Annotated in this window: 20 protein-coding genes; 8 read left to right on the top strand and 12 right to left on the bottom strand. The window is 53.7% G+C overall.

Annotated features, from left to right (window positions below):
• Window positions 1–34 precede the first annotated feature (34 nt).
• The 4 genes from BBA90_RS11645 (at window position 35) to pdeR (ending at window position 6,650) form a co-directional block, all read left to right on the top strand.
• Window positions 35–1,969, top strand: coding sequence for an exoribonuclease II (locus BBA90_RS11645; protein ID WP_065649280.1), 1,935 nt, complete (start codon window positions 35–37; stop codon window positions 1,967–1,969).
• A 189-nt stretch (window positions 1,970–2,158) separates the two neighbouring features.
• Entirely contained in the window at window positions 2,159–4,225 is a 2,067-nt protein-coding gene (locus tag BBA90_RS11640; protein ID WP_065649279.1) for a carbon starvation CstA family protein, read from the top strand.
• Window positions 4,218–4,514, top strand: coding sequence for a YbdD/YjiX family protein (locus BBA90_RS18825; RefSeq protein WP_075050741.1), 297 nt, complete (start codon window positions 4,218–4,220; stop codon window positions 4,512–4,514). Before BBA90_RS11640 ends, BBA90_RS18825 begins: the two co-directional genes overlap by 8 nt.
• 153 nt (window positions 4,515–4,667) lie before the next feature.
• Window positions 4,668–6,650, top strand: coding sequence for a cyclic di-GMP phosphodiesterase (gene pdeR / locus BBA90_RS11630; RefSeq protein WP_065649277.1), 1,983 nt, complete (start codon window positions 4,668–4,670; stop codon window positions 6,648–6,650).
• Between the two features lie 15 nt (window positions 6,651–6,665).
• Here the strand turns inward: pdeR and BBA90_RS11625 are convergent, their stop codons facing one another.
• Window positions 6,666–7,532 carry a crotonase/enoyl-CoA hydratase family protein gene (locus BBA90_RS11625; RefSeq protein WP_065649276.1) on the bottom strand — a complete coding sequence of 289 codons (867 nt, stop codon included), beginning with the start codon at window positions 7,530–7,532 and terminating at the stop codon, window positions 6,666–6,668.
• Between the two features lie 313 nt (window positions 7,533–7,845).
• The gene (gene araD / locus BBA90_RS11620; protein WP_065650466.1) at window positions 7,846–8,541 is read right to left on the bottom strand and encodes an L-ribulose-5-phosphate 4-epimerase; all 696 of its coding nucleotides are present in this window, start codon (window positions 8,539–8,541) and stop codon (window positions 7,846–7,848) included.
• Between the two features lie 316 nt (window positions 8,542–8,857).
• Here araD and osmB point away from each other — a divergent pair, with 316 nt between their 5' ends.
• A complete protein-coding gene (gene osmB / locus BBA90_RS11615) occupies window positions 8,858–9,076 on the top strand; it encodes an osmotically-inducible lipoprotein OsmB (RefSeq protein WP_039384556.1) in 219 nt (72 codons plus the stop codon).
• A gap of 61 nt (window positions 9,077–9,137) precedes the next feature.
• On the opposite strand, the gene yciH is transcribed toward osmB, so the two are convergent.
• The 5 genes from yciH to pgpB form a co-directional block, all read right to left on the bottom strand.
• Window positions 9,138–9,461, bottom strand: a complete 324-nt coding sequence (gene yciH / locus BBA90_RS11610; protein ID WP_065649275.1) for a stress response translation initiation inhibitor YciH — start codon at window positions 9,459–9,461, stop codon at window positions 9,138–9,140.
• On the bottom strand, window positions 9,461–10,168 hold the full coding sequence (gene pyrF, locus BBA90_RS11605) for an orotidine-5'-phosphate decarboxylase (protein WP_065649274.1): 708 nt from the start codon (window positions 10,166–10,168) through the stop codon (window positions 9,461–9,463). Before pyrF ends, yciH begins: the two co-directional genes overlap by 1 nt.
• Before the next feature lie 187 nt (window positions 10,169–10,355).
• Complete coding sequence (lapB, locus tag BBA90_RS11600) at window positions 10,356–11,525, bottom strand: lipopolysaccharide assembly protein LapB (RefSeq protein WP_065649273.1); 1,170 nt, start codon at window positions 11,523–11,525, stop codon at window positions 10,356–10,358.
• 6 nt (window positions 11,526–11,531) lie between these two features.
• Window positions 11,532–11,837, bottom strand: coding sequence for a LapA family protein (locus tag BBA90_RS11595; RefSeq protein ID WP_065649272.1), 306 nt, complete (start codon window positions 11,835–11,837; stop codon window positions 11,532–11,534).
• A gap of 124 nt (window positions 11,838–11,961) precedes the next feature.
• On the bottom strand, window positions 11,962–12,726 hold the full coding sequence (pgpB, locus tag BBA90_RS11590; RefSeq protein ID WP_065649271.1) for a phosphatidylglycerophosphatase B: 765 nt from the start codon (window positions 12,724–12,726) through the stop codon (window positions 11,962–11,964).
• Window positions 12,727–12,951: 225 nt separating this feature from the next.
• On the opposite strand from pgpB, the gene ribA reads away from it, so the two are divergent.
• Entirely contained in the window at window positions 12,952–13,545 is a 594-nt protein-coding gene (gene ribA, locus BBA90_RS11585) for a GTP cyclohydrolase II (RefSeq protein WP_039384570.1), read from the top strand.
• 31 nt (window positions 13,546–13,576) lie between these two features.
• Here ribA and acnA read toward each other — a convergent pair whose 3' ends face one another.
• From acnA to sohB, 5 genes are all read right to left on the bottom strand, one after another.
• Window positions 13,577–16,258 (bottom strand): aconitate hydratase AcnA, encoded by a 2,682-nt coding sequence (gene acnA / locus BBA90_RS11580; protein ID WP_065649270.1) that lies wholly within the window; start codon window positions 16,256–16,258, stop codon window positions 13,577–13,579.
• 606 nt (window positions 16,259–16,864) lie between these two features.
• On the bottom strand, window positions 16,865–17,023 hold the full coding sequence (locus BBA90_RS18820) for a YmiA family putative membrane protein (protein ID WP_075050740.1): 159 nt from the start codon (window positions 17,021–17,023) through the stop codon (window positions 16,865–16,867).
• A 493-nt stretch (window positions 17,024–17,516) separates the two neighbouring features.
• Window positions 17,517–18,491 carry an HTH-type transcriptional regulator CysB gene (gene cysB, locus BBA90_RS11570; protein ID WP_039384577.1) on the bottom strand — a complete coding sequence of 325 codons (975 nt, stop codon included), beginning with the start codon at window positions 18,489–18,491 and terminating at the stop codon, window positions 17,517–17,519.
• Between the two features lie 184 nt (window positions 18,492–18,675).
• Window positions 18,676–21,273 (bottom strand): type I DNA topoisomerase, encoded by a 2,598-nt coding sequence (gene topA / locus BBA90_RS11565; RefSeq protein ID WP_065649269.1) that lies wholly within the window; start codon window positions 21,271–21,273, stop codon window positions 18,676–18,678.
• A gap of 558 nt (window positions 21,274–21,831) precedes the next feature.
• Complete coding sequence (gene sohB / locus BBA90_RS11555; RefSeq protein WP_065649267.1) at window positions 21,832–22,878, bottom strand: protease SohB; 1,047 nt, start codon at window positions 22,876–22,878, stop codon at window positions 21,832–21,834.
• Window positions 22,879–23,052: 174 nt separating this feature from the next.
• Between sohB and BBA90_RS11550 the strand changes: the two genes are divergently transcribed.
• Complete coding sequence (locus tag BBA90_RS11550; RefSeq protein ID WP_065649266.1) at window positions 23,053–23,817, top strand: YciK family oxidoreductase; 765 nt, start codon at window positions 23,053–23,055, stop codon at window positions 23,815–23,817.
• Window positions 23,814–24,401, top strand: coding sequence for a cob(I)yrinic acid a,c-diamide adenosyltransferase (gene cobO, locus BBA90_RS11545; protein ID WP_065649265.1), 588 nt, complete (start codon window positions 23,814–23,816; stop codon window positions 24,399–24,401). Before BBA90_RS11550 ends, cobO begins: the two co-directional genes overlap by 4 nt.
• Window positions 24,402–24,406 lie beyond the last annotated feature (5 nt).

The following is a 24,406-nucleotide window of genomic DNA, read 5'->3' as shown; positions in this document are numbered from 1 at the left end:
TCCACCGCTCTTAGGCCACGAAACTGACTAAATTATGTTCCAGGATAACCCGCTGCTCGCGCAGCTGAAAGAGAAGCTTCACGCGCAGACTCCGCGCGCCGAAGGCGTTGTGAAAGGCACAGAAAAAGGCTTTGGCTTCCTTGAAGTTGATGCTCAGAAAAGCTACTTCATTCCGCCACCGCAAATGAAGAAAGTGATGCACGGCGATCGTATCACAGCGGTGATCCACACGGATAAAGATCGTGAAAGTGCTGAGCCGGATGCCCTGATTGAGCCGTTTCTGACGCGCTTCGTCGGGCGGGTGCAGAAAAAAGACGATCGTCTTTCAATCGTACCGGACCATCCGCTGCTGAAAGATGCGATTCAGTGTCGCGCCGTGCGCGGTCTGACGCACGATTTCCAGAACGGCGACTGGGCTGTGGCTGAGATGCGTCGCCACCCGCTAAAAGGCGATCGCGGCTTTTATGCTGAGCTGACTGAATTTATCGTTACCGCGGACGATCCTCTGGCACCGTGGTGGGTTACGCTGTCGCGTCATAATCTGGAGCGCGAGGCACCAGAGAGTGAATGCGGCGGGATGCTGGATGAGCAGCTGACGCGTGAAGACCTGACTGCGCTGAACTTTGTCACGATCGACAGCGCCAGCACCCAGGATATGGACGATGCGCTCTATGCTGAAGCGCAGGCGGATGGCAGCCTGCTGCTGACCATCGCTATCGCCGATCCCACGGCTTACGTAGCAGAAGGCAGCGAGCTTGATAAACTGGCTGCACAGCGCGCGTTTACCAACTATCTCCCCGGCTTTAACATTCCGATGCTGCCGCGCGAGCTCTCCGACAATGTCTGCTCGCTGCGTCCGCATGAAAAACGCCCGGTGCTCGCCTGCCGGGTCACCGTCCAGCCGGATGGTGCGCTCGCCGATGACGTGCAGTTCTTTGCTGCCTGGATTGAATCGAAAGCCAAACTGGTGTACGACAACGTCTCAGACTGGCTGGAAAACAGCGGCAGCTGGCAGCCGGAAAATGACGCGATTGCTGAGCAGATCCGTCTGCTGCATCGTCTCTGCCTGGCGCGCAGCGAATGGCGTCAGACGCATGCACTGGTATTCAAAGATCGCCCTGATTTCCGCTTCCTGCTGGGAGAGAAAGGTGAAGTACTGGATATTATCGCTGAACATCGTCGTATCGCTAACCGCATGGTTGAAGAAGCGATGATTCTGGCTAACATCTGCGCGGCGACCGTGCTGCAGAAGAAGCTGGGCTTTGGCATCTATAACCTGCATACCGGTTTTGACCTGGCCAACGCTGAACAGGTTGCAGGCGTGCTGGCTGGCCACGGTATTACCGTTGATCCGCAGGTCATCACTACGCTGGAAGGGTTCCGCCAGATGCGTCGCGAACTGGACGCGCAGCCGACTCAGTATCTCGACAGCCGTATTCGCCGTTTCCAGAGCTTTGCTGAAATTGGTACCGAACCTGGCCCGCACTTTGGCCTGGGTCTGGATGCCTACGCGACGTGGACCTCACCGATCCGTAAGTTTGGCGATATGATCAATCATCGCCTGCTGAAAGCCATCGTGCGCGGCGAGAGTATTGCCCGTCCGCAAAGTGACGTCACGGTTACCATGGGTGAGCGTCGTCGCCTTAACCGGATGGCTGAGCGCGACGTGGGCGACTGGCTCTATGCGCGTTTCCTGACGCCGTTCGCCGGCAGCGAGCGCAAATTCAGCGCCGAGATCATTGATGTCTCGCGCGGCGGTATGCGCGTACGCCTGCAGGAAAATGGTGCGGTGGCCTTTATTCCGGCACCGTTCATTCATGCGGTACGCGATGAGCTGGTCTGCTCGCAGGAGAGCGGCACGGTGCAGATCAAAGGTGAAGTGGTTTATCGCGTTACGGACATCATTGACGTCACCATCGCTGAAGTGCGCATGGAGACCCGCAGCGTGGTTGCCCGCCCGGCAGTCTGACTGTAATAATAACGCGGGATAACGGCTGTTATCCCGCGTCGCCTTTTCCTCTCTGCTTCTTCTCTGCTTAAATTTGTATCGCGCTTCACACTTCTGCTTTTACCACCTTTCGTTAACATTTTTTTACCTTACTTTTAACTCGTTGTATTTCGCTTGCCTGTTTTTCCGGCCTCTACAAGGAGTTAACTCATGAACAACGTCAAAACCGGCCTCGTCTGGTTAGCCGTGGCGTTAATAGGTGCTGGCGCATTTGCCATGCTCGCGCTCAGCCGCGGCGAACATGTGAATGCGGTCTGGCTGGTTATCGCCTCGGTAGCCTGTTACAGCATCGCCTACCGTTTCTATAGCCTGTTTATCGCCCGCCGCATCTTTGAACTTGACGATCGCCGCCGCACGCCGGCAGAGCGACTCAGCGATGGCCTGGATTATGTTCCGACCAATAAATGGGTGCTGTTTGGTCATCACTTTGCAGCCATTGCCGGAGCCGGACCGCTGGTCGGACCGATTCTGGCCGCGCAGATGGGATTTCTGCCGGGCACGATCTGGATTCTGGTAGGCGTTATGTTCGCCGGCGCGGTACAGGATTTCCTGATTCTGTTTATCTCTACCCGCCGTGACGGACGCTCGCTGGGAGAAATGGCGCGCCAGGAGCTGGGGTCTTTTGCCGGCGTGGTGACGATGCTCGGTGCGCTGGGCGTGATGATCATCATTCTCTCCGCGCTGGCGCTGGTGGTGGTCAAAGCACTCGCCAACAGCCCGTGGGGGCTTTTCACTATTGCAGCGACGATTCCTATTGCGCTGTTTATGGGCGTATATATGCGCTTTCTGCGCCCGGGAAAAATTGCTGAGGTTTCCCTCATCGGTTTTGTCCTGATGATGGCAGCGATTATCTATGGGGGAGACGTCGCCGCCGATCCTTACTGGGGTCCCTTTTTCACCCTGAAAGGCACAGAGCTGACCTGGGTGCTGGTGATCTACGGTTTTGTCGCCTCTTCGCTGCCGGTCTGGCTGCTGCTGGCCCCGCGCGACTACCTCTCTACCTTCCTGAAAATTGGCGTCATTGTCGGGCTGGCGATTGGCATTCTGTTTGCCATGCCGGAGCTGAAGATGCCGGCAGTAACAAAATTTATTGATGGCACTGGTCCGGTCTTCTCCGGCGCACTCTTTCCGTTCCTGTTTATCACCATTGCCTGCGGGGCTATTTCCGGGTTTCATGCGCTGGTTTCCAGCGGCACCACGCCAAAACTGGTAGAGCGCGAAAGCCATATCCGGTTTATCGGTTACGGCGCCATGCTGATGGAATCGTTCGTGGCAATCATGGCGCTGATCTGCGCTTCGGTGCTGGATCCGGGCGTCTACTTCGCGATGAACTCACCGGCCGCGCTGATTGGAACCACCGTAGAGAACGCCTCTCAGGTCATTAACGGCTGGGGCTTTGTTGTCACGCCGGAGATGCTGAGCAGCATTGCGCGTGACGTGGGCGAAAGCACGGTGCTCTCACGCGCCGGAGGTGCCCCCACTTTCGCCGTAGGCATGGCACACATCATCACCGAGGTATTCAACAGTCGCGCGATGATGGCGTTCTGGTATCACTTTGCCATTCTGTTTGAGGCCCTGTTCATCCTGACCGCCGTGGATGCCGGTACCCGCGCCTGTCGCTTTATGGTACAGGACTTAGTGGGTACCGTGGTTCCGGCAATGGGCAGCAACCGCTCCTGGCTGGGCAATATGGCCGGTACCACCGTCGCCGTCGCGGGCTGGGGCTTTTTTGTCTATCAGGGCGTGGTGGATCCGCTGGGCGGAATTAATACGCTGTGGCCACTGTTTGGCATTGGTAACCAGATGCTCGCCTCTATGGCGCTGATCCTCGGCACTGTCGTGCTGTTCAAAATGAAAAAACAGCGTTACGCCTGGGTCACTATTCTGCCCACCGCGTGGTTGTTTATTACCTCAATGACCGCAGGCTGGCAGAAGATTTTCCATGAAAAACCGGCCATTGGCTTTCTGGCACAGGCGCGCAAATTTCAGCAGGGTATCGATAACGGCATGGTGATTGCCCCGGCTAAAAGCGTAGCGGATATGCAGACCATTGTGTTCAGTAATCAGATCAATGCGGCGCTGTGCGGATTCTTTATGCTGGTCGCAGTGGTCATGCTGATTGCCGCCTTTTTTGTCATTCGTCGTGCGCTCCGCAGTACCACGCCTACCGTGCGCGAATCCGAGGTTTCACTGCGTAAGGAGGTACGTCATGTCTGAGGCCATTTATCGCTGGACGCCTCCCGGCGCAGGCTGGCAGATTCAGCGCTGCTTACCGATAGCGTGCGCCACTGATGCACCGCCGCTCTCCCGCTGGCAGCAGATCTGGCGAGGGTTGCAGCAAAGCTTTCGTTTAATGGTTGGCGTACACGACTATCAAACTTATCTGAAGCATATGCGCTGCCACCACCCTGAAACGCCGCCCATGGATGAACGTACCTTTCACCGGCACTGTCTTGATGCACGCTTTCCGAGCCAGGCCGGAAACCCTGGAAGATGTCCCTGCTGATCGCCATAAGCCCCGTTTTCGGGGCTTTTTCGTGCCATTCTTTAATAAAAACAAAAATATATTCGGTTTGCATCTTGTGCTTATGCAGGAGGTTGAATACTGTTGCTAAAATAATGAGATAGAGTCTTAGAGACATGGCCGGAGGACGTTTACATGACCGATGAACAGGGGCAAACTTTGCTGTATGCCTTGTTTGGCACCACCAGCCCCCATTGGCGGTTAACCTCTGACAGTGACGCACTGCATTTTGCCGAAGATGAGAATGCCAATACCAATCTGGCCGTTTCGCTTACCCCGGCACAGGCCAGTCTGTTACGGGCGATGACGGTGATTACCTCCAGCATCAATCTTACTCTGCCGCTGCACGGAACCCCGGTGCCAATGCACTTTGTCGGTCGTAAGGTGAACCAGTCTACCTGGGCTGGCACCGCATCTGCATGGGGTGATACGTCATCAGTGGCACGCGATCTGACTCAGGGACTCTCTTTCGCCGAACAGGTGGTATCCGAAGCCAACTCGGTTATTGTTATCCTCGATCAGCGCGGTAACATTCAGCGCTTTAATCGGTTGAGTGAAGAGTATACCGGTCTGAAAGAGCAGGAAGTTATCGGCCGCAATGTATTTCAGCTCTTTATGACCCGGCAGGAAGCGCAGGCTTCGCGCCGTAATATCACCGGTTTTTTCCGCGACGGAAATTCGTATGAAGTCGAGCGCTGGGTTAAGACCAAAAAGGGTCAGCGACTGTTTCTCTTCCGTAATAAGTTCGTTCACAGTGGCAGCGGGAAAAATGAAATTTTCCTCATCTGTTCCGGAACAGACATTACCGAAGAGCGACGGGCGCAGGAGCGGCTCCGGGTGCTGGCAAATACCGATACGGTCACCGGTTTGCCTAATCGTAACGCTATTCATCAGCAAATTAGCCTGGCACTGGAGCTGGCGAACGGTTCCCAGACCGGTGTGGTCTACCTCGATCTCGACAATTTCAAGAAGGTAAATGACGCGTACGGTCATATGTTCGGCGATCAGCTGCTGCAGGCGGTATCGCTGGCTATTCTCAGCTGCCTGGGTAAAGACCAGACGCTGGCGCGTCTTGGCGGCGATGAATTTGTGGTACTGGCTGAACATACCAGTCAGGCGGCGCTGGAGGCGATGTCGTCGCGCATCCTTGAGCGGCTGCGGCAGCCCTTCCGCATCGGGCTGATTGAAGTTTACAGCGGCTGCTCAATCGGGATTTCGCTGGCCCCCCTGCATGGCGAGGATCGCGAAAGCCTGATCCGCAATGCTGACACGGCAATGTATCACGCCAAAGAAAACGGACGCGGTAAGTTCTGCATCTTTACCAGTGAAATGAACAAGCGGGTCTTTGAATACCTCTGGCTCGATACTAACCTGCGTAAAGCGCTGGAGCAGGATCACCTGGTGGTCTATTACCAGCCTAAGGTTGATCGCGACGGCGAGGTGCGCAGCGCTGAAGCTCTGGTACGCTGGAACTCTCCGGAACGCGGTATGGTCTCGCCTGGCGACTTTATCCCCTATGCTGAAGAGTCCGGCCTGATTGTTCCACTGGGCCGCTGGGTCATGCTTAATGTGCTGCAACAGATTATAAAATGGCGCAGTGAAGGTATTTTTCTGCGCGTTGCCGTCAATGTTTCCGCGAAGCAGCTTATCGATCAGAGCATTTACAGCGATCTGAAAAATGCACTGAGCGAAGCCGGGCTGACGGAATCCCCGATTGATATTGAATTAACCGAAAGCTGCCTGATTGAGAATGAAGCCGGGGCGCTTAAGCTCATGAAACAGTTTCAGGAGCTTGGGGCGCAGGTACATCTCGATGATTTCGGCACCGGCTACTCCTCTCTTTCCCAGCTGGCACGGGTACCCATTGATGCCATTAAGCTGGATCAGAGTTTTGTCCGGGATATCAATAAACAACCGGTTTCGCAATCTTTAGTGCGCGCGATTGTGGCGGTTGCCAAAGCCCTTGAGCTGCAGGTGATTGCAGAGGGTATTGAAACCAAAGCGGAAGAAAAATTTGTTCTCACTAACGGTGTGGATGGGCGCCAGGGCTATTATTACGCCAAACCAATGCCCGCAGAACAGCTCGGGCATTGGCTGAAGCATCCTGCCCGTGTTTAACGCTGCGCGGACGTGTTATCCGGCTTTACGTAATGAAGCACTGTGGCGGTTTTGTAACTGCACCAGGCGCTCCATGTAGGCGATATCCTTGGGTTCAAGCGTAAAGGCATAATCTACCCAGTCCTCCGTAATATCCATCAGTTCAGCACGTGACAGCTGCAGCACGCGCTGACGCGCTTTCAGCATGGCACGCACACCATTTAACTTAGGCCGTAAGGTGTCGATAAAGGTGCGCGTGGCGCGATACGCTTCACCCGGCTGGAATACCTTATCGACCAGGCCGCGTGTTTCATACCACTCCGCACTGTGCGACTCTCCTTCACAAATCAGCTCTTCTGCCAGCTTCATGCCGGAGCGACGCGCGACCAGCGAATAGCCCCCCATTCCCGGGAACAGATTGAACGCAATTTCCGGAAAACCCATCCGCGCGCTGTTCTGTGCCAGAATAAAATGGTGCGCCAGCGCAGCCTCAAAGCCTCCGCCAAGGGCACTGCCTTCGATCATCGCCAGCGTTACCGCGCCGGTATCAAACCCGCGCGCCGCCGAGTGAATGCAGTCAACGCAGGCCCGGGCATAAGCCCGCAGCGCCTCACGACGGTTGTTGCGAATGCACTCAACAAAAAAGCGCAGATCGCCACCGGCGTTAAACATCTGTGGAACTAAAGAGCCGGTTACCCAGAAATCGATCGGCAGTCCGGAACGCTGAGCCGTATAGCTCAGGTTCATGATCTCCTCGATTAATTCATGGTTGAAGCTTGGGCGTGGCTGAGCCCGCAACATCATCCACATGGTGCGACGCCCTTCTTCGTAGTAGGCAACAAGTTGGGTAGTCTGTCCCGCTTCGGTAAACAGGCGGCAGGTTGGTTGGTTAATAACGGTCATAGTCTCATCCTCTAATATTTATGTGATGCGTTTAACGCCACATCAGCGTAATGCAGAGTGAGGCCAGACCAAATGAGAGATTGATTTATAAAGCAAAATCCAGAAGTATCCCTGAACAGGGGGGTGAATAATCATTAGCGCCATTTCAGGGTATAGTCGAGCGGGAGCCAGACTACATGAGATCGCCTAACGCGTTGTGAATAAAGATGATTTAGCGCGGGGTGTGCGAATAAAACCGTTATTTCTGACCAGGAATTTACTGACGCAGTAATAAAAAAAGCGCCCGCAGGCGCCTGGCTTACTGAGAACAGCCTTATTGTCCATACCACGCATTTTTGCCGTGCTTGCGCAGATAGTGCAGATCCAGCAGATTTTGTGAGATGGGGGGTAATTCAGCGCGCAGCTGTTCGGTATGCAGCGCCATATAGGCGACTTCTTCCAGGACCACCGCACTGTGTACTGCCGCCGCTGCATCGCTGCCCCATGCAAAAGGGCCGTGAGAGTTAACCAGCGCCGCAGGGACAGCAGCCGGCTGAATATTTCGATGGGCAAAGGTTTCGATAATGACCTGTCCGGTATTCCACTCATACTCCTGATCGATCTCCATGCGCAGCATGGCGCGGGTGCAGGGGATCGTGCCGTAGAAATCATCAGCATGTGTCGTGCCCCAGGCGGGTATATCGCGTCCTGCCTGCGCCCAGATTGTGGCATGCCGTGAGTGCGTATGAACAATGCCGCCAATATCTGGCCAGGCCTGATAGAGCGCACGATGCGTTGCCGTATCAGATGACGGGCGCAGTGCACCTTCAACCACCGCACCGCTCTGCAGATCAACGACTACCATGTCATCCCGCTGCATCTTTTCATATCTCACTCCGGAAGGCTTGATCACCAAAACCCCCTGCTCTCTGTCAATGGCGCTGACGTTGCCCCAGGTAAACGTCACCAGGTTATAGCGGGGTAAATCGAGATTCGCTTCCAGGACCTGCTGCTTTAGCGCTTCCAGCATCATTGTTCTCCACCAGTCTGTGATAGAGAGATTGTGCTCAGAGAAGAGACCGGATGTTATGGAAAGAATGGCTGAATGCTTTGTGGAAAGTCGCTGTATCCTGATAAGTGCGGCGCAGATCCGGCGGTTTCTGCCTGACGATACTCTGCAACGATGAAAAGTAAACAGGGCCACCCGGTTTCAGGGTTTTTACTGTGCGCAGGCAGCATAAACCGCGCGGCTTTGTCCAACTTTTCCATCCGGGAATGACGAACTTTGCCGTCTGGCATCTATACTTATTGCTGTTGCTTCTGAGCCAATCATCAAGGAGATAGTTATGACTACAACAGTGAAACGTGTATCCGTTGCCGTGCTGGCAGCAACATTAGTTGTTGCGCTGAGCGGCTGTTCAAACTGGTCTAAGCGCGATCGTAATACGGCAATAGGTGCCGGTGCCGGTGCCATTGGTGGTTCAGTACTGACCAACGGCAGTGGTCTGGGCACCGTTGGTGGCGCGGCGGTGGGCGGCATCATCGGCCATCAAATCGACCGTTAATTTTTGCAGGCTACACAGCAGACATAATTTTGTACGGGCCACCCAGCGTGGCCCGCTTTCGTTAACCGCCCGCCAGTTTAACTTTCATCCCTTTAGCTTCGAGCAGGGTTTTGAGCAGGTCGCGTTTATCACCCTGAATCTCAATCACGCCCTCTTTGACCGAACCACCGCAGCCGCACTTTTTCTTGAGCTCAGCGGCCAGGATAGCCAGCGCGTTATCGTCCAGATCGATACCGGTGATGAGACAAACGCCCTTGCCTTTACGTCCGCTGGTCTGACGCTGAATGCGTACAATACCGTCGCCGCGCGGTCGCTGTGGCTTCTCTTCTGCCGGCACAATACGCCCGCTGTCAGTGGAGTAAACCAGTGGATTGTCCTGGGCCATTACGCCTCCTCTAACGATGTAATGATCTGCTGCAGCGTGGCAGCCGGATCGGCTGACTGCGTAACCGGACGACCGATCACCATATAGTCAACCCCGGCCTGCTTCGCCTGCAGGGGCGTCATAATACGGCGCTGATCGCCAGCTTCGCTGCCTGCCGGACGAATACCGGGTGTGACCAGGGCAAATTCACTGCCAAACGCCTGTTTAAAGGCTACCGCTTCATGAGCTGAGCAGACAACGCCGTCCAGCCCACACTGACGGGTAAGACGCGCCAGACGTTCTGCCTGTTGTGCCGGCGTCAACGTAATGCCCAGCCCGCGTAAATCCTCTTCATCCATGCTGGTCAGTACGGTTACAGCAATGAGCAGCGGTGCATCTTTTCCAAAAGGTACCAGCGCCTCGCGGGCGGCCTGCATCATACGTGCTCCCCCGCTCGCGTGCACATTGACCATCCAGACGCCCAGTTCTGCGGCGGCAGCTACGGCATGCGCGGTGGTATTGGGGATATCATGAAATTTCAGATCAAGAAATATATCAAATCCGCGTGCCTGTAATGTCCGGACCACTGACGGACCAAACAGCGTGAACATCTCCTTGCCTACTTTAAGGCGACACTGAGCAGGGTCAATACGATCGACAAAGCGCAGTGCGTCATCCAGATTACTGTAGTCGAGCGCCACCAGAATGGGTGAAGGGGTTACAGACATAACGTTTCCTCATAAACAGGCACAGGGCAACAAACGGCCTGCATTCTACCTGCCATGCTGCGGCAGAACAATCTTATGGGCCGCCAATGCACCCTGTTAAGCTTTCCGCCGCTCTTTGGCTGACCAGAATAGAATTGCATGAAGAGTATGTTGTAACTAGTTGGCTTGTTTTTTTTAAAAATTACGGTTACTGCCCGTCAAGTCCCCTGATCGGTTTTATTGAAGACCACGCCCGGCAGGATGGACAGTGCCAGTAGAGCGCGTAGGCGGTAAAGCCGCATTTATGGCAGCGATAGCGTGGTTTGGTACGGATCTGCTCACCGACCATATCGCGCAGAACCATCAGACTCTCTTTTGCACGACCATCTTCCGCTTCATGCAGGTGAAAGTCCATCAGCCGGTGGAAAACACGCATAGTAGGATGACGCTGCAGCTGGCGATTAATATAGAGCTGCGCCGCTTCCGGACCCTGCTGCTGTTCAAGAATATCTGACAGATAGAGCTCGGCGGCGGCACCGGTATTCTCCTCGGTGCAGCGCTGCAGATAACCGGCCCAGACTTCTGGCTGTGCCAGCCGCTGGTAACAGGTTTCCAGCATAGGCAGCGTTTCACTGACCAGCTCTTTATCCTGATCCAGCACCCGCTGCAGGCGCTGTGCTGCTTTCGCATACTCCCCCTGCTCCATCAGAATGCGCCCCATCATAATGGAAACGCGCGCGCTCTGATTATCGGCCGCTTCGCCTTTTTTCAGCAGCGACATGGCGCGATCGAGATCGTCACTGCTCATTGCCTGCAGCGCCAGCTCACAATAGAAGTGCGCAATTTCGCCCTTCTGCTTCTCTTTTCCCAGCTTTACCAGCTTCTCCGCAACATCAATCGCTTTCTGCCAGTCGCTGGTTGCCTGATGGATCAGTAAAAGCTGCTGGAGGGCGGCAATGCGAAAATCGGTTTCATCCGTTAGCTGACTGAACATATCCTCTGCGCGATCGTAGAGGCCTGCGGCCATATAGTCGCGGCCAAGCTGCTGAATCGCGAGAAGTCGCTGGTCGTAGGTTAATGAAGCGCTTTCCATCAGCGACTGATGGATACGTATAGCGCGGTCAACCTCACCACGTGAACGAAACAGATTGCCAAGCGTCAGATGCGCCTCAACCGTTCCGCTGTCTTCTTTCAGCATATCGAGAAACAGATCGACGGCTTTGTCCTGCTGGTTTGAAAGCAGGAAATTCACCCCGGCCACATATTCTCGTGACAGGCGGTTCGCTTCCTGTTGCTTATTCTGGTACGCGCTGCGTCGTCCCATATACCAGCCGTAAGCCGCTGCGACCGGGAGAAGCAGAAACAACAATTCATGCATTGAACATTAATCCCGACGACCTGTGGTCGATACGGTAGTGGCTGCTGAAGCATGTTCGTTTTGCGCCTGCATACGCTTCAGTTTACGCTGAGCATGTGCCAGTGAAACGCGGATACGTAACCAGAATAGCCCGCAGATTGCCCAGCCCAGTAAAAAACCGGCGCCAAACAGCACTGCAAGCAGCGTGGAAACACGAAATTCACCCTGCGCCAGCAGATAGTTGAAGGTCACCACCTGATCATTGTGAGCACCCAGCGTCACTGAAATGATGAAAATGACCAGTACCACCAGAAAAATCAGCAAATATTTCACAATGCGTCCTGTCGTAGAGTTTCCAATAGAGTATGCCAAAAAAGCGCGTACCGTGCTGCTTTCACGTTATCAGTTAGCTGGCTTTGCGCAAGCGTAATCAGCTATATGGGGGCAGTTCAGCTGATTACAATCCATCGTCCCGCGCTTTGACTTCGCGCTGCTCGTCAGGCGGAAGCGTAAGCGGACCGCAAAAGCGCTGTGCCAGCCAGGTGGCGACGGTCACCAGCAGCCAGGAGATAAGCGTTGCGACAATCAAATCACGCGGCCAGTGCATACCCAGCAACAGCCGGCTGCCCATAACCATAACGGCCCAGCTAAACAGCACAACCAGCGTAACCACCCGGCGCCGCGGCCAGAGCAGTCCCATTGCCAGTAGTGCCCAGCTGGCAGCAAACATAGTATGACCGGAAGGAAAAGCAAATCCCGTCTCAAATGCCCAGTGCTGCTTTAACCAGCGGGGAATTTGCGTATCACTGGCCAGCAGCGTATTAACCATCTCACCCCGCTGTTTTCTTTTCAGCTGATAAAATGCGTCGTTGCTGATGCCATGCTGCTGCTCGAGCCAGACAACATAGGGTCGCGGCTCCTGCACCTGCTCTTTGATCCATGACTTCGTATACTGCCCGGCCAGGATGGCGCCATTCATGATAATCAGCAGCAGAATAGCAGGCTTAAGGCGGAAGCGCAGACACCACAGCATCCAGGCACTCAGCACGCTACTGGTGATGATCCCCCATGGGCTGGTGACCGTTTCCGTCATCCAGAACAAAAAACGCAGTACGCCCCCGCTTTCACCCGGCTGCCATTGCCAGCCCGAAAGCCAGACGCAGAGTGGCATCGCGATTAATAAGAAGGCCCCCAGCGTCGTGCGCTGCACTATTTTCAACATACTTTGGCTTTTCCTGCGGGTTATGACGCGTTTGCTGAATAACTTTAGCTGAAAAAAGAATAACATACCTAAAGCGGCTTGGATAATCGTGCTTTATCACTACAATCTTTCTGACTGATTAGCGGGCCTGCTTGTGGATATGGCACAATAGACACAATTTTCGGGTCAGTCGGCCCGTGCGTTATCAAGATGATAGCGCATCCTCTGAAGGTTCTGGAGAATCACATGCAGCTTAAACGGGTAGCAGAAGCTAAACTGCCCACGCCATGGGGAGATTTCCTGATGGTAGGTTTTGAAGAACTGGCAACCGGCCACGATCATGTGGCGCTGGTTTACGGTGATATCAGCGATCACACGCCGGTGCTGGCGCGTGTTCACTCTGAGTGTCTGACCGGCGATGCGCTGTTCAGTCTGCGCTGCGACTGCGGCTTTCAGCTGGAAGCGGCCTTAACAGCGATTGCTGAAGAGGGTCGCGGTGTACTGCTCTATCATCGTCAGGAAGGCCGTAATATCGGTTTGCTGAATAAGATCCGCGCCTATGCGCTGCAGGATAAAGGCTACGACACCGTAGAAGCGAACCATCAGCTGGGTTTTGCCGCCGATGAGCGTGATTTCACCCTGTGTGCTGATATGTTTAAATTGCTGGGGATTGATGAAGTGCGACTGCTGACCAATAATCCGCGCAAAGTTGAGATCCTCAGCGAAGCGGGGATCAATATTGTCGAGCGCGTGCCGCTGATTGTCGGGCGTAATCCAAAAAATGCCCATTATCTCGATACTAAAGCGGAAAAAATGGGGCATCTGCTGCCAAAATCCTGAAAGAGAAAAGCCGGGCAAGCCCGGCTTTTTTTTAGTTCAGCATATTACGGATAACATAGTGCAGTATGCCGTCATTACGGTAGTAGGTCAGTTCGGTGGCGGTATCAATACGACAACGTGCGGCAACCTGCTCCTGACGACCGTCTGCGCGTGTCAGGGTCACATTGACCGTACAGCCAGGCGTCAGCTGCGACAGATCGGCGATATCTATCCGCTCCTCACCGGTTAACTGCAGCGTTTTACGGGTGACGTCAGTCGGAAACTCCAGCGGCAGGATCCCCATACCAATCAGGTTGGAACGATGGATACGCTCAAAGGATTCAGCGATCACTACGCGCACGCCCTGCAGACGTGGTCCCTTAGCGGCCCAGTCGCGGCTGGAGCCTGAACCATACTCTTTCCCGGCCACCACGGCGAGCGGCACGCCCTCCTCTTTATATTTCATTGCGGCATCATAGATAGCCAGCGTCTCATTACCCGGATAGTGCCGGGTGTAGCCGCCTTCCGTACCGGGCACCATTTCATTGCGGATACGAATATTGGCAAAGGTGCCGCGCATCATCACTTCATGGTTACCGCGGCGCGAACCGTAGGAGTTGAAGTCGTTACGCTCTATGCCTTTCGCCAGCAGATAGCGTCCCGCCGGGCTCTCGGCTTTGATACTTCCCGCAGGCGAAATATGGTCAGTGGTGACTGAGTCGCCCAGCATGGCCAGAATACGGGCACCGCGGATGTCCTCAACCGGTTTTGGCGTTTTCTCCATATCATCAAAGAAAGGAGAAAGGCGGATATAGGTCGACCCTTCATCCCAGTCATAGGTTGCCGCTTCGCTGACAGAGATTTGCTGCCAGTCTGGCGTCCCGTCAAAGACTTCCGCATACTCTTTACGGAACATACTGCTATTAACCAGCTGCACCGAGGCGGCGATCTCCTCCGGCGATGGCCAGATATCTTTGAGATACACATCTTTCCCGGTCTGATCCTGACCAATAGGGTCGCTCTGCAGGTTGATGTTCATATTGCCGGCCAGCGCATAGGCTACCACCAGCGGTGGCGAAGCCAGCCAGTTGGTTTTGATCAGCGGATGAATACGCCCTTCAAAATTACGGTTGCCGGACAGCACGGCGCCAACAGTAAGATCGCCCTCTTTAATGACGCTTTCAATCTCATCCGGCAACGGCCCCGAGTTACCGATACAGGTAGTGCAACCATACCCTACCAGGTTGAAGCCGAGTTTATCCAGATAAGGCGTCAGGCGTGCCGTTGCCAGATAATCAGACACCACTTTTGATCCTGGTGCCAGCGAGGCTTTTACCCACGGCTGGCGCTTCAGTCCGCGCTCAACCGCTTTTTTTGCCAGCAGGCCGGCAGCCATCAGCACGCTGGGGTTTGACGTATTGGTACAGGAGGTAATTGCGGCAATCACAACCGCACCATCATCAAGCTGATGTGACTGGCGGGTTTCACTGTCGCAGTAGCTGACCGCTTTATGCGGTTTTTGCGCGTGGTTAATTTCCAGTTCATTACTGGCGGCAAACGCGGCCGGCACATCGCCCAGCGCCACCCGATCCTGCGGACGCTTGGGTCCTGCAATACTGGATTCGACGTCAGCCATATCCAGCGACAGCGTGCTGGTAAAGACGGGCTCATCGCCAGCATTACGCCATAGCCCCTGCTGTTTCGCATACGCTTCTGTCAGTTCAACCTGCTGCTCATCACGCCCGGTCAGCGTCATATAACTCAGGGTGACTTCATCAATCGGGAAGAAACCGCAGGTAGCACCATACTCAGGGGCCATATTGGCAATCGTTGCACGATCGGCCAGCGGCAGATCTGCCAGCCCGTCTCCATAGAATTCGACAAATTTGCCAACAACACCGTGCTTACGCAGCATCTGGGTCACTGTCAGCACCAAATCAGTTGCAGTAATGCCCGGACGCAGTTTGCCGGTCAGCTTAAAGCCGACCACATCAGGAATCAGCATTGAGACTGGCTGGCCGAGCATGGCCGCTTCCGCCTCAATACCGCCGACGCCCCAGCCCAGTACGCCCAGCGCATTGATCATTGTGGTATGCGAGTCGGTACCAACCAGCGTATCGGGCCAGGCAACATGTTTGCCCTCCAGCTCTTCATGCCAGACGGCTTTGCCAAGGTACTCCAGGTTAACCTGATGACAGATGCCGGTACCGGGTGGCACAACGCGAAACCGGTTAAACGCTTTTTGGCCCCAGCGCAGGAAAACATAGCGTTCATGGTTGCGTTCCATCTCCAGCCTGACGTTTTCACCAAAGGCGTCATCGTTGCCGAAGCGATCAACAGTCACGGAGTGGTCAATAACCAGATCAACCGGGGACAAGGGATTAACTTTTGCCACATCTCCGCCCAGGCGTTCTACTGCTTCGCGCATCGCTGCCAGGTCAACCACGGCAGGTACGCCGGTAAAGTCCTGCATCAGCACACGTGCCGGACGATAGGCAATCTCCCGATCAGCATGCGCGTTGTGCTGCCAGTCTGCCAGCGCCTGAATATCGTCAAGGGTAACGGAATCACCATCCTGCCAGCGCAGCAGATTTTCCAGCAGTACCTTCATCGATTTTGGTAAGCGATCAATGTTGCCGGTATGCTGTGCGGCTTTGGCAAGACTGTAATAATGATAGGTGTGTGTCCCGACCGCCAGCGTATCCTGACTTTGCTCGCGTAATGTTAACGACATGTCTCCTCCTTTAATTCCTTTAGGCTAAACCTCAGAGAGTGCAAGGTTTAGCTTAAAGATAGACTACATTTTCCTTAACGTTTTGATAACAACACAATAGGGCACAGGGTGCCACAAACAAAAATGCCCCGACCTGAGTCGGGGCATTTCTATGAATTCGGTAATAAAGAGCGTCGGTTACATAAGAGCCCAGGCTGCCGCTGCCCAAAAGGCAAATGAGAAAGCATAAACGCTAAGCCATGAAAAAGTGGTTGTATTCATTCGTCACTCCTTCCCGGTTCTCGGGCTAAATTTTCTTTAGTCTTCAGTTATCTACTGTCGACGCTTTTTTTGCAGTGTAAAGTCAGGGGCTTTTTGCTGGCCCGCCGGAATAACCGGAAAAATCAAAGCAATATCAGATGCTAAACGTTCGTACAACAACACTTATTTGAGTTTTGGATCCATAAAGGATTCGATAAAGCTGCGCTGCTTGTCACTCAGATCCCAGGAAGCAGGAATCGCTACAGACTGCTCAGCAGCAGGAGCTTCTTTTGCTTTGCACGCAGGTGTATTTGGCTGCCGTGCAGTTACCGGATATTTACGACTGAGTGAGTTTGCCCACATGGCTTAGCCCCATAAACGCCAAATCGTTAATGCCACCACTACCCAGAACAGTGCTGAAGCAGCGAAGACAGCCAACCAGGCCTTGCGACGGGTGTTACCGGTACGCTGAACCTTGGTGCTCTTTGCCCGGAAGTCGGGTTGTACAGTTATTCTCGTAGCCATAGTTTTTGATAATCACTCTCAACAAAACGATTGATAACAACGATTAAGATTTAGGATGAATCCTAAACTTCTTAAGTCCAAAAATCCAGTTATTTTTATTGAGCACAACGATTAACGCTATTAATCAAAGCTGCGAAAACTGATTAGCCTTATTGAAACACAGACCGCATAACTAATAAAAAAAGAGCAAAAACAATTTGGGTTAAACAACAATTAGTACCAGTTTAAATTTGAGTTAAATAAAAGAACTCAGTATTAAAGCCCTTCTTCATCAGGTGTTAACTGGAGTATGGGAATAATCCTGGCAGTGTGCAAAGTAGTGAGCCAAAAAATGTGTACTGTTTCTCAATTAATTAATAACAATGAAAAAACCTGTGATGCATGTTTTATTTACAGAAAAATGTCAGCTTTTGTTGAACTACTGATGGCGCTAAGCGGGGAGGAAACCTGAAGGTGCCCACTGGACACCCCGGTAAATTCATGATTTAGCAAATTATTTGAAAGGGAGTTTGATATCGCGAAACATCGCTTCGATGTCATCGTTGGAACGCAGAGCAACGGCAGTGTCTACCACATCCCGCGTAAGGTGTGGCGCAAAACGCTGAATAAAATCATACATATAGCTGCGGAGGAAGGTACTGCGGCGGAAGCCAATTTTCGTTGTACTATTGGTGAAAATCTCTGAAGCTTCTATGCGAACCAGATCCGGATCGGCTACAGGGTCAACCGCCATACTGGCGATCACACCCACGCCTAAGCCAAGCCGCACATAAGTTTTAATAACGTCTGCATCGGTTGCGGTGAACACGATCCGCGGTGTAAGCCCTGCACGATTAAATGCAGTATCAAGCTCAGAACGTCCGGTAAACCCGAAGGTATAGGTCACCAGCGGAAAGTCGGCCAGTTCCTCTATCGTCACATTGTCTTTGCCTGCCAGCGGGTGATCGGGTGTGACTACAATCGCGCGATTCCAGTGGTAACAGGGCAGCATGATTAAATCGTCATAAAGATGCAGGGCTTCAGTCGCAATCGCAAAATCAGCATTGCCCTTCGACACTGCCTCAGCAATCTGTGTAGGCGAGCCCTGATGCATATGCAGCGACACGCGGGGATAGCGCTCTATAAACCCCTTGATTACGCCCGGCAACGCATAGCGTGCCTGCGTGTGCGTGGTCGCGACATAAAGAGATCCCTTATCAGGCCAGGTATGTTCACCCGCTACGGATTTAATCGCGTCGACTTTTGATAATACTTCACGTGCTATACGGATAATCTCTTCGCCAGCCGGTGTGACCTGAGTCAGATGCTTGCCGCTGCGGGCAAATATCTGCACCCCCAGCTCATCTTCAAGCATACGGACCTGCTTACTGATACCAGGCTGTGAGGTATAGAGTCCTTCAGCGGTCGATGAGACGTTGAGATTGTGATTGACCACTTCCACGATATAGCGCAACTGCTGCAGTTTCATAGTTATATCTTCCCGTTAGCGACTAACGTGCTTTACGGCAGCCGCCCTTGATGCAGATGTGAGGAACAGAGCGAATGGAGAATAGAAAAACTATAACAACTATATCAGTTTCTAAGGAAATAAAGAACGTTAGGTTATAAGGCGGGGAAAGTAAACGGGGCTGACAGATGCCAGCCCCGGAGAGTTATTTTTTCGCTTCCTGCCATTTGCCGTCAATATAGAACATCGACCAGCCAGTCGCTTTACCCTCTTTTTCAGACGAAACGTACTGCTGTTTTGTCTTACGGCTAAAACGTACCAGGGTTTTATTTCCTTCCGGATCGGCTGCTGGCGCCTCGGCCAGATATTTAAGCTTTTCCGGCAGACGGTCAGCAAAGCGCTTCAGCTCTTCCACCAGCGGTGCCCGGGTCTCACGCGATTTCGGGAAGGTGTTGGCCGCAAGGAATACGCCAGCCGCGCCGTCACGCAGCACAAAATAGGCATCTGATTTTTCACAGGGAAGCTCAGGCAGCGGCACCGGATCCTCTTTCGGCGGCGCAACTTCGCCGTTGCGCAGGATCTTACGGGTGTTTTTACACTCTTCGTTGGTGCACGCCATGTATTTACCAAAGCGTCCCATCTTCAGGTGCATCTCCGATCCGCACTTCTCGCACTCTACAATAGGGCCGTCATACCCCTTAATGCGGAACTCGCCCTGCTCAATTTCATAACCATCGCACTCTGGATTATTACCACAGACGTGAAGCTTGCGGCTGTTATCAATCAGATAGCTATCCATCGCAGTGCCGCACTTAACGCAGCGGCGGCGGGCACGTAACGCGTTGGTTTCAGCGTCGTCACCTTCCAGTACGTTCAGTACTTCATTTTCCGGGATCAGATTGATAGTTTGCTTGCAGCGCTCTTTTGGCGGCAGGGCGTATCCTGAACAGCCGAGGAATACGCCAGTGCTGGCCGTACGAATGCCCATCTTACGACCACAGGTCGGGCAGTCGATTGATGTCAGCACCATCTGATTCGGCTGCATGCCGCCCTCTTCCGGATCTTTTTCAGCCTGCTCAAGCTGCTGGCTGAAATCACTGAAGAAGGAATCGAGTACGCCTTTCCACTGCGCCTGATTGTTAGCCACCTGATCGAGGCTATTTTCCATATGCGCGGTAAAGTCGTAATTCATCAGCTCGCGGAAATTCTCTTCCAGTCGATCGGTGACGATTTCGCCCATCTTCTCAGCGTAGAAACGGCGGTTTTCAACGCGCACATAGCCACGATCCTGAATAGTGGAAATAATAGACGCGTAGGTTGACGGACGACCAATACCGCGTTTCTCCAGCTCGCGCACCAGCGAAGCTTCGCTGAATCGCGCCGGAGGCTTGGTGAAGTGCTGGCTCGGCTGCAGTGCGGTTAAATCAAGAATTTCCCCTACCGCTACGGGTGGCAGCGTTCTGTCTTCATCGTTTTTACGCAGCGCCGGCATAACGCGCGTCCAGCCATCAAAACGCAGCGTGCGGCCTTTTGCCTTGAGCCTGAATTCAGCTGCCCCTACGGTAAGCGTGGTGGAGTCATATTTAGCCGGAACCATCTGGCACGCCACAAACTGGCGCCAGATGAGCTGATAAAGCTTTTGCGCGTCCGCTTCCATATCTTTCAGCTGCTCAGCGCTGACGTTGACATCTGACGGACGGATCGCTTCGTGCGCTTCCTGCGAATTATCTTTGCTGGTGTAAGTCACCGGCGCATCCGGCAGGTATTTTTTGCCGAACTCACTGGCGACATAGTCGCGCGCCATTGCCACCGCATCCTGACTCAGATTCGTGGAGTCAGTACGCATGTAGGTAATGTGACCCGCTTCATACAGCCGCTGCGCCATCATCATGGTTTTCTTCACGCCAAATCCAAGGCGTGTGCTCGCAGCCTGCTGCAGCGTTGAGGTAATAAATGGTGCAGAAGGTTTACTGCTGGTCGGTTTGTCTTCGCGATCCAGCACTTCATAACGCGCTTTTTCCAGTATCGCGACCGCTGCGTGCGTCTGCTCGCGGTTAACCGGACGAAACGCTTTGTCACTCTGATGCGTCACCTGCATCGCCAGCGCATCACCTTTTGGCGTAGCAAAATCGGCGTTGATCTCCCAGTACTCTTCCGGCACAAACGCTTTAATTTCGCGCTCGCGCTCAACAACCAGGCGAACCGCTACTGACTGAACGCGTCCGGCAGAGAGACCACGGGCGATCTTTTTCCACAGCAGAGGCGACACCATATACCCCACAACGCGATCCATAAAACGACGCGCCTGCTGGGCATTGACCCGCTCAATATTCAGATCGCCCGGCTTTTCAAACGCCTGGCGAATCGCATTTTTGGTGATTTCATTAAACACCACCCGGCTGAAACGCTTGTCGTCGCCGCCAATGACTTCACGCAGATGCCAGGCGATGGCTTCCCCTTCGCGGTCAAGGTCGGTTGCGAGATAGATATGATCGGCATCAGCGGCCAGGCTTTTGAGCTCAGAGACAACTTTCTCTTTGCCCGGCAGGATTTGATAATCAGCTTCCCAGCCGTGCCACGGATCAACACCCATTCGGTTGACCAGCGCCGCCTTTTCATCTTTTTTTACTTTTTTACCGGTTTTTGCCTTCTCACCGTCAGTACTTTTACGGGTCGTTGAACCACTGGTCGGCAAATCGCGGATATGACCGACACTGGATTTCACCACGTAGTCATTACCGAGGTATTTATTGATTGTTTTGGCCTTTGCCGGGGACTCAACGATAACGAGTGCTTTACCCATATGTACCTTTACCTGATTAAAACGTCCTGATAAACGGGAGAGGATTAATGCCCCAAAACCCAGTGGGTTTAATATTGCTGCCAGCACTCTATTTTTCAAGCTGGCGGGGACTGACCACTATTCAGTTTAAAACGGTGTGCGCAACCTCATGATTAACTACACTTTTTCCGTCTGACATCATCACACATCCTGGTGTGAACTCCCTGAAAGCTGAATCGCCCACACTCTACCTGATAAAATCTGATACGCAACTTAAATAGCACTCTGTTTAATTATGCGCCAGTTGCAGCAGGGCGCGCGGATAAGCAGCGGCAGAATGGGAGGTAATATAGAAGGAGAAAATGCACTGTCAAAAAAAGTTGGATAAATCTCAACAAAAATGGAATTCATTTCACAACCGGCTGAGATAAATGTTGCGTCACTCTCTCCGCAAGTTGCGCCGTGACTTTTATCACGCAGCGTAACCGGATACGGCGGCTTTTGTCCGGACAGATCCGGCGCGCCTGTCAGGCCCTGCAAGCGCTAAGCATAAAAAACCCGGCCGAAGCCGGGTAGCTGTTACAGCAGAGGCTTTTCGCCGCGCTGCCAGAGTTTCAGCAATAGCCGTTCCGCCGCCAGGCTGGCGCTGCCGGTAAAACGATCCATCATCTTTTTCTTGCGAGCATACTGTACGCCCAGTACGGTGAAGCGCTCCATATGCCGGATGATCAACGCGTCGCTGGTGCCGATTTCATCAATCAGGCCCAGCTCAAGCGCCTGCTGTCCATACCAGTGTTCGCCGGTCGCCACCTGGTTCATATCCAGTGACGGACGCATCTGCTGCACAAAGCCTTTAAACAGCTGATGTGTTTCATCAAGATCGTGCTGAAACTTCTCCCGTCCCTCTTCGGTGTTTTCACCAAACAGCGTCAGGGTGCGTTTGTACTGGCCTGCAGTGTGCAGTTCGACATCAATATCATTGCGCTTCAGCAGCCGGTTAAAGTTGGGGATCTGCGCCACAACGCCGATTGAACCGATAATGGAAAACGGCGCAGCGACAATGCGATCTGCCACACAGGCCATCATATATCCGCCACTGGCGGCCACCTTATCTACCGCGGCGGTCAGGCGCAGACCCGCATCGCGCAGGCGCTGCAGCTGCGACGCTGCCAGACCGTAACCATGCACAACCCCGCCCGGGCTTTCAAGCCGCAGCAGCACTTCATCGCCCGGCTGCGCTACGGCCAGCACAGCTGACACTTCTTCACGCAGCGAGGCAACTTCACCCGCGTCCATGCTGCCTTTAAAGCCAAGCACATACAGTACCGGCTTTGCGGTTTCCGTGACGCCGTTTTTCGCGTTGCGCTTCTCTGTCTTCGCTTTCAGCTTCTCTTCTTTTTTATGCTGTTTCAGCCAGACTTTTTGTACCTGTGGCTTCATTTTAGCCAGCTGCAGATCCTCTTTCATCTGACGATACTCATCATCCAGATGCGTTACCTGCAGCTGTCCTGCATGATGACGTTTGCGCAGCGCAGCATTCAGTATGATAAACACTACGGCCGCAATGGCGATCACTACCGTGACAGCCTTGGCCAGAAATAGCCCATAGCTGGAGAAAAAATCCATTCTGCCGCCTTATTAAACAGTGAATTACAATTAACAGCTGAGTGTAACTGCTTTAAGCCGGTTCGTCGCCTGAAAAGCCCGCAGGCGGCACAGAATGCTCCTCCGGAGCATTGCACCGGCAGGCGAATTCAGGCATAAAGCCAGAAACCCTGCTACTGATAAAAGGAGATTGCTGTGCACTATCAGCCTAAAAGCGATCTACTCGAAAACCACATTATTCTGGTCACCGGCGCATCAGACGGGATTGGCCGTGAAGCGGCGCTGACTTATGCGCGCTATGGTGCCCGCGTTATTCTGCTTGGACGTAACCCCGTTACTCTGCAGCAGACAGAAGCAGCGATTAACCAGCTTAACAAGCAGCCCGCCAGCTCACTGCTGCTGGATCTCGCTACCGCCACGCCTGAATCATGCCTGCAGCTGGCCGCGCAGATTGCTGAAAACGTACCGCGCCTGGATGGCGTACTGCATAACGCCGGGATTCTGGGTGACATCGTCCCGCTGGCCGGGCTTGACCCGGCAATCTGGCGCGATGTGATGCAGATTAACCTTGATGCCACCTTTTATCTGACGCAGGCTCTCTTACCGCTGCTGCTGAAATCAGAGGCGGGATCGCTGGTATTCACCACGTCCAGCGTAGGCCGTACCGGGCGCGCCGGCTGGGGTGCCTATGCCGTCTCTAAATTTGCCACTGAAGGCATGATGCAGGTGCTCGCCGATGAGTATAAAAATCATACTTTGCGCGTAAACTGCATCAATCCTGGCGGTACGCGTACAAAAATGCGTGCCAGCGCGTTTCCGGAGGAGGATGCAAATCTGCTGAAAACCCCTGCCGATCTAATGCCGCTTTATCTCTACCTGATGGGTGATGATAGCCGGCGTAAAACAGGTATGAGCTTCGATGCCCAGCCCGGACGCAAAGCGGGCCCGGCCAGCGCATGAGCGATCGTCATCAGCAACGTCAGCAGCGTCTGAAAGAACAGGTGGATGCACGCATTGCCGCTGCGACTGAAAATCGCGGTATTGTCATGGTGTTTACCGGTAACGGTAAGGGAAAAACCACGGCGGCGTTTGGTACGGCGCTGCGCGCCTGCGGCCACGGTAAAAAAGTGGCGGTGGTACAGTTTATCAAAGGCGAGTGGCCCAACGGCGAGCGTAATTTACTGGAACAGCACGGCGTGGAATTTCAGGTCATGGCCACCGGATTTACCTGGGAGACACAGAGCCGCAGCACGGATACGATCGCCTGTCAGCAGGTCTGGCAGCAGGCACAACACATGCTGGCTGATAGCCATATCGACCTGGTGATCCTCGATGAAATAACCTATATGGTGAGCATGGATTATCTGGAGCTGGAGGCGCTGATTACCGCTCTGCAACAGCGCCCGCGGTCGCAAAGCGTGATTATTACCGGACGCGGCTGTCACCGGCGCTTGCTGGAGCTGGCAGATACCGTTACTGAGATGCGCCCGGTGAAACATGCCTTTGATGCCGGCATCCAGGCGCAACAGGGAATTGACTGGTAGCCGCT

It is taken from the genome of Pantoea eucrina (assembly GCF_001691555.1).
Classification (GTDB): domain Bacteria; phylum Pseudomonadota; class Gammaproteobacteria; order Enterobacterales; family Enterobacteriaceae; genus Pantoea; species Pantoea borealis.
Note: the sequence above shows the minus strand (reverse complement) of the source record. Positions and strands in the feature narration are given on the sequence as shown.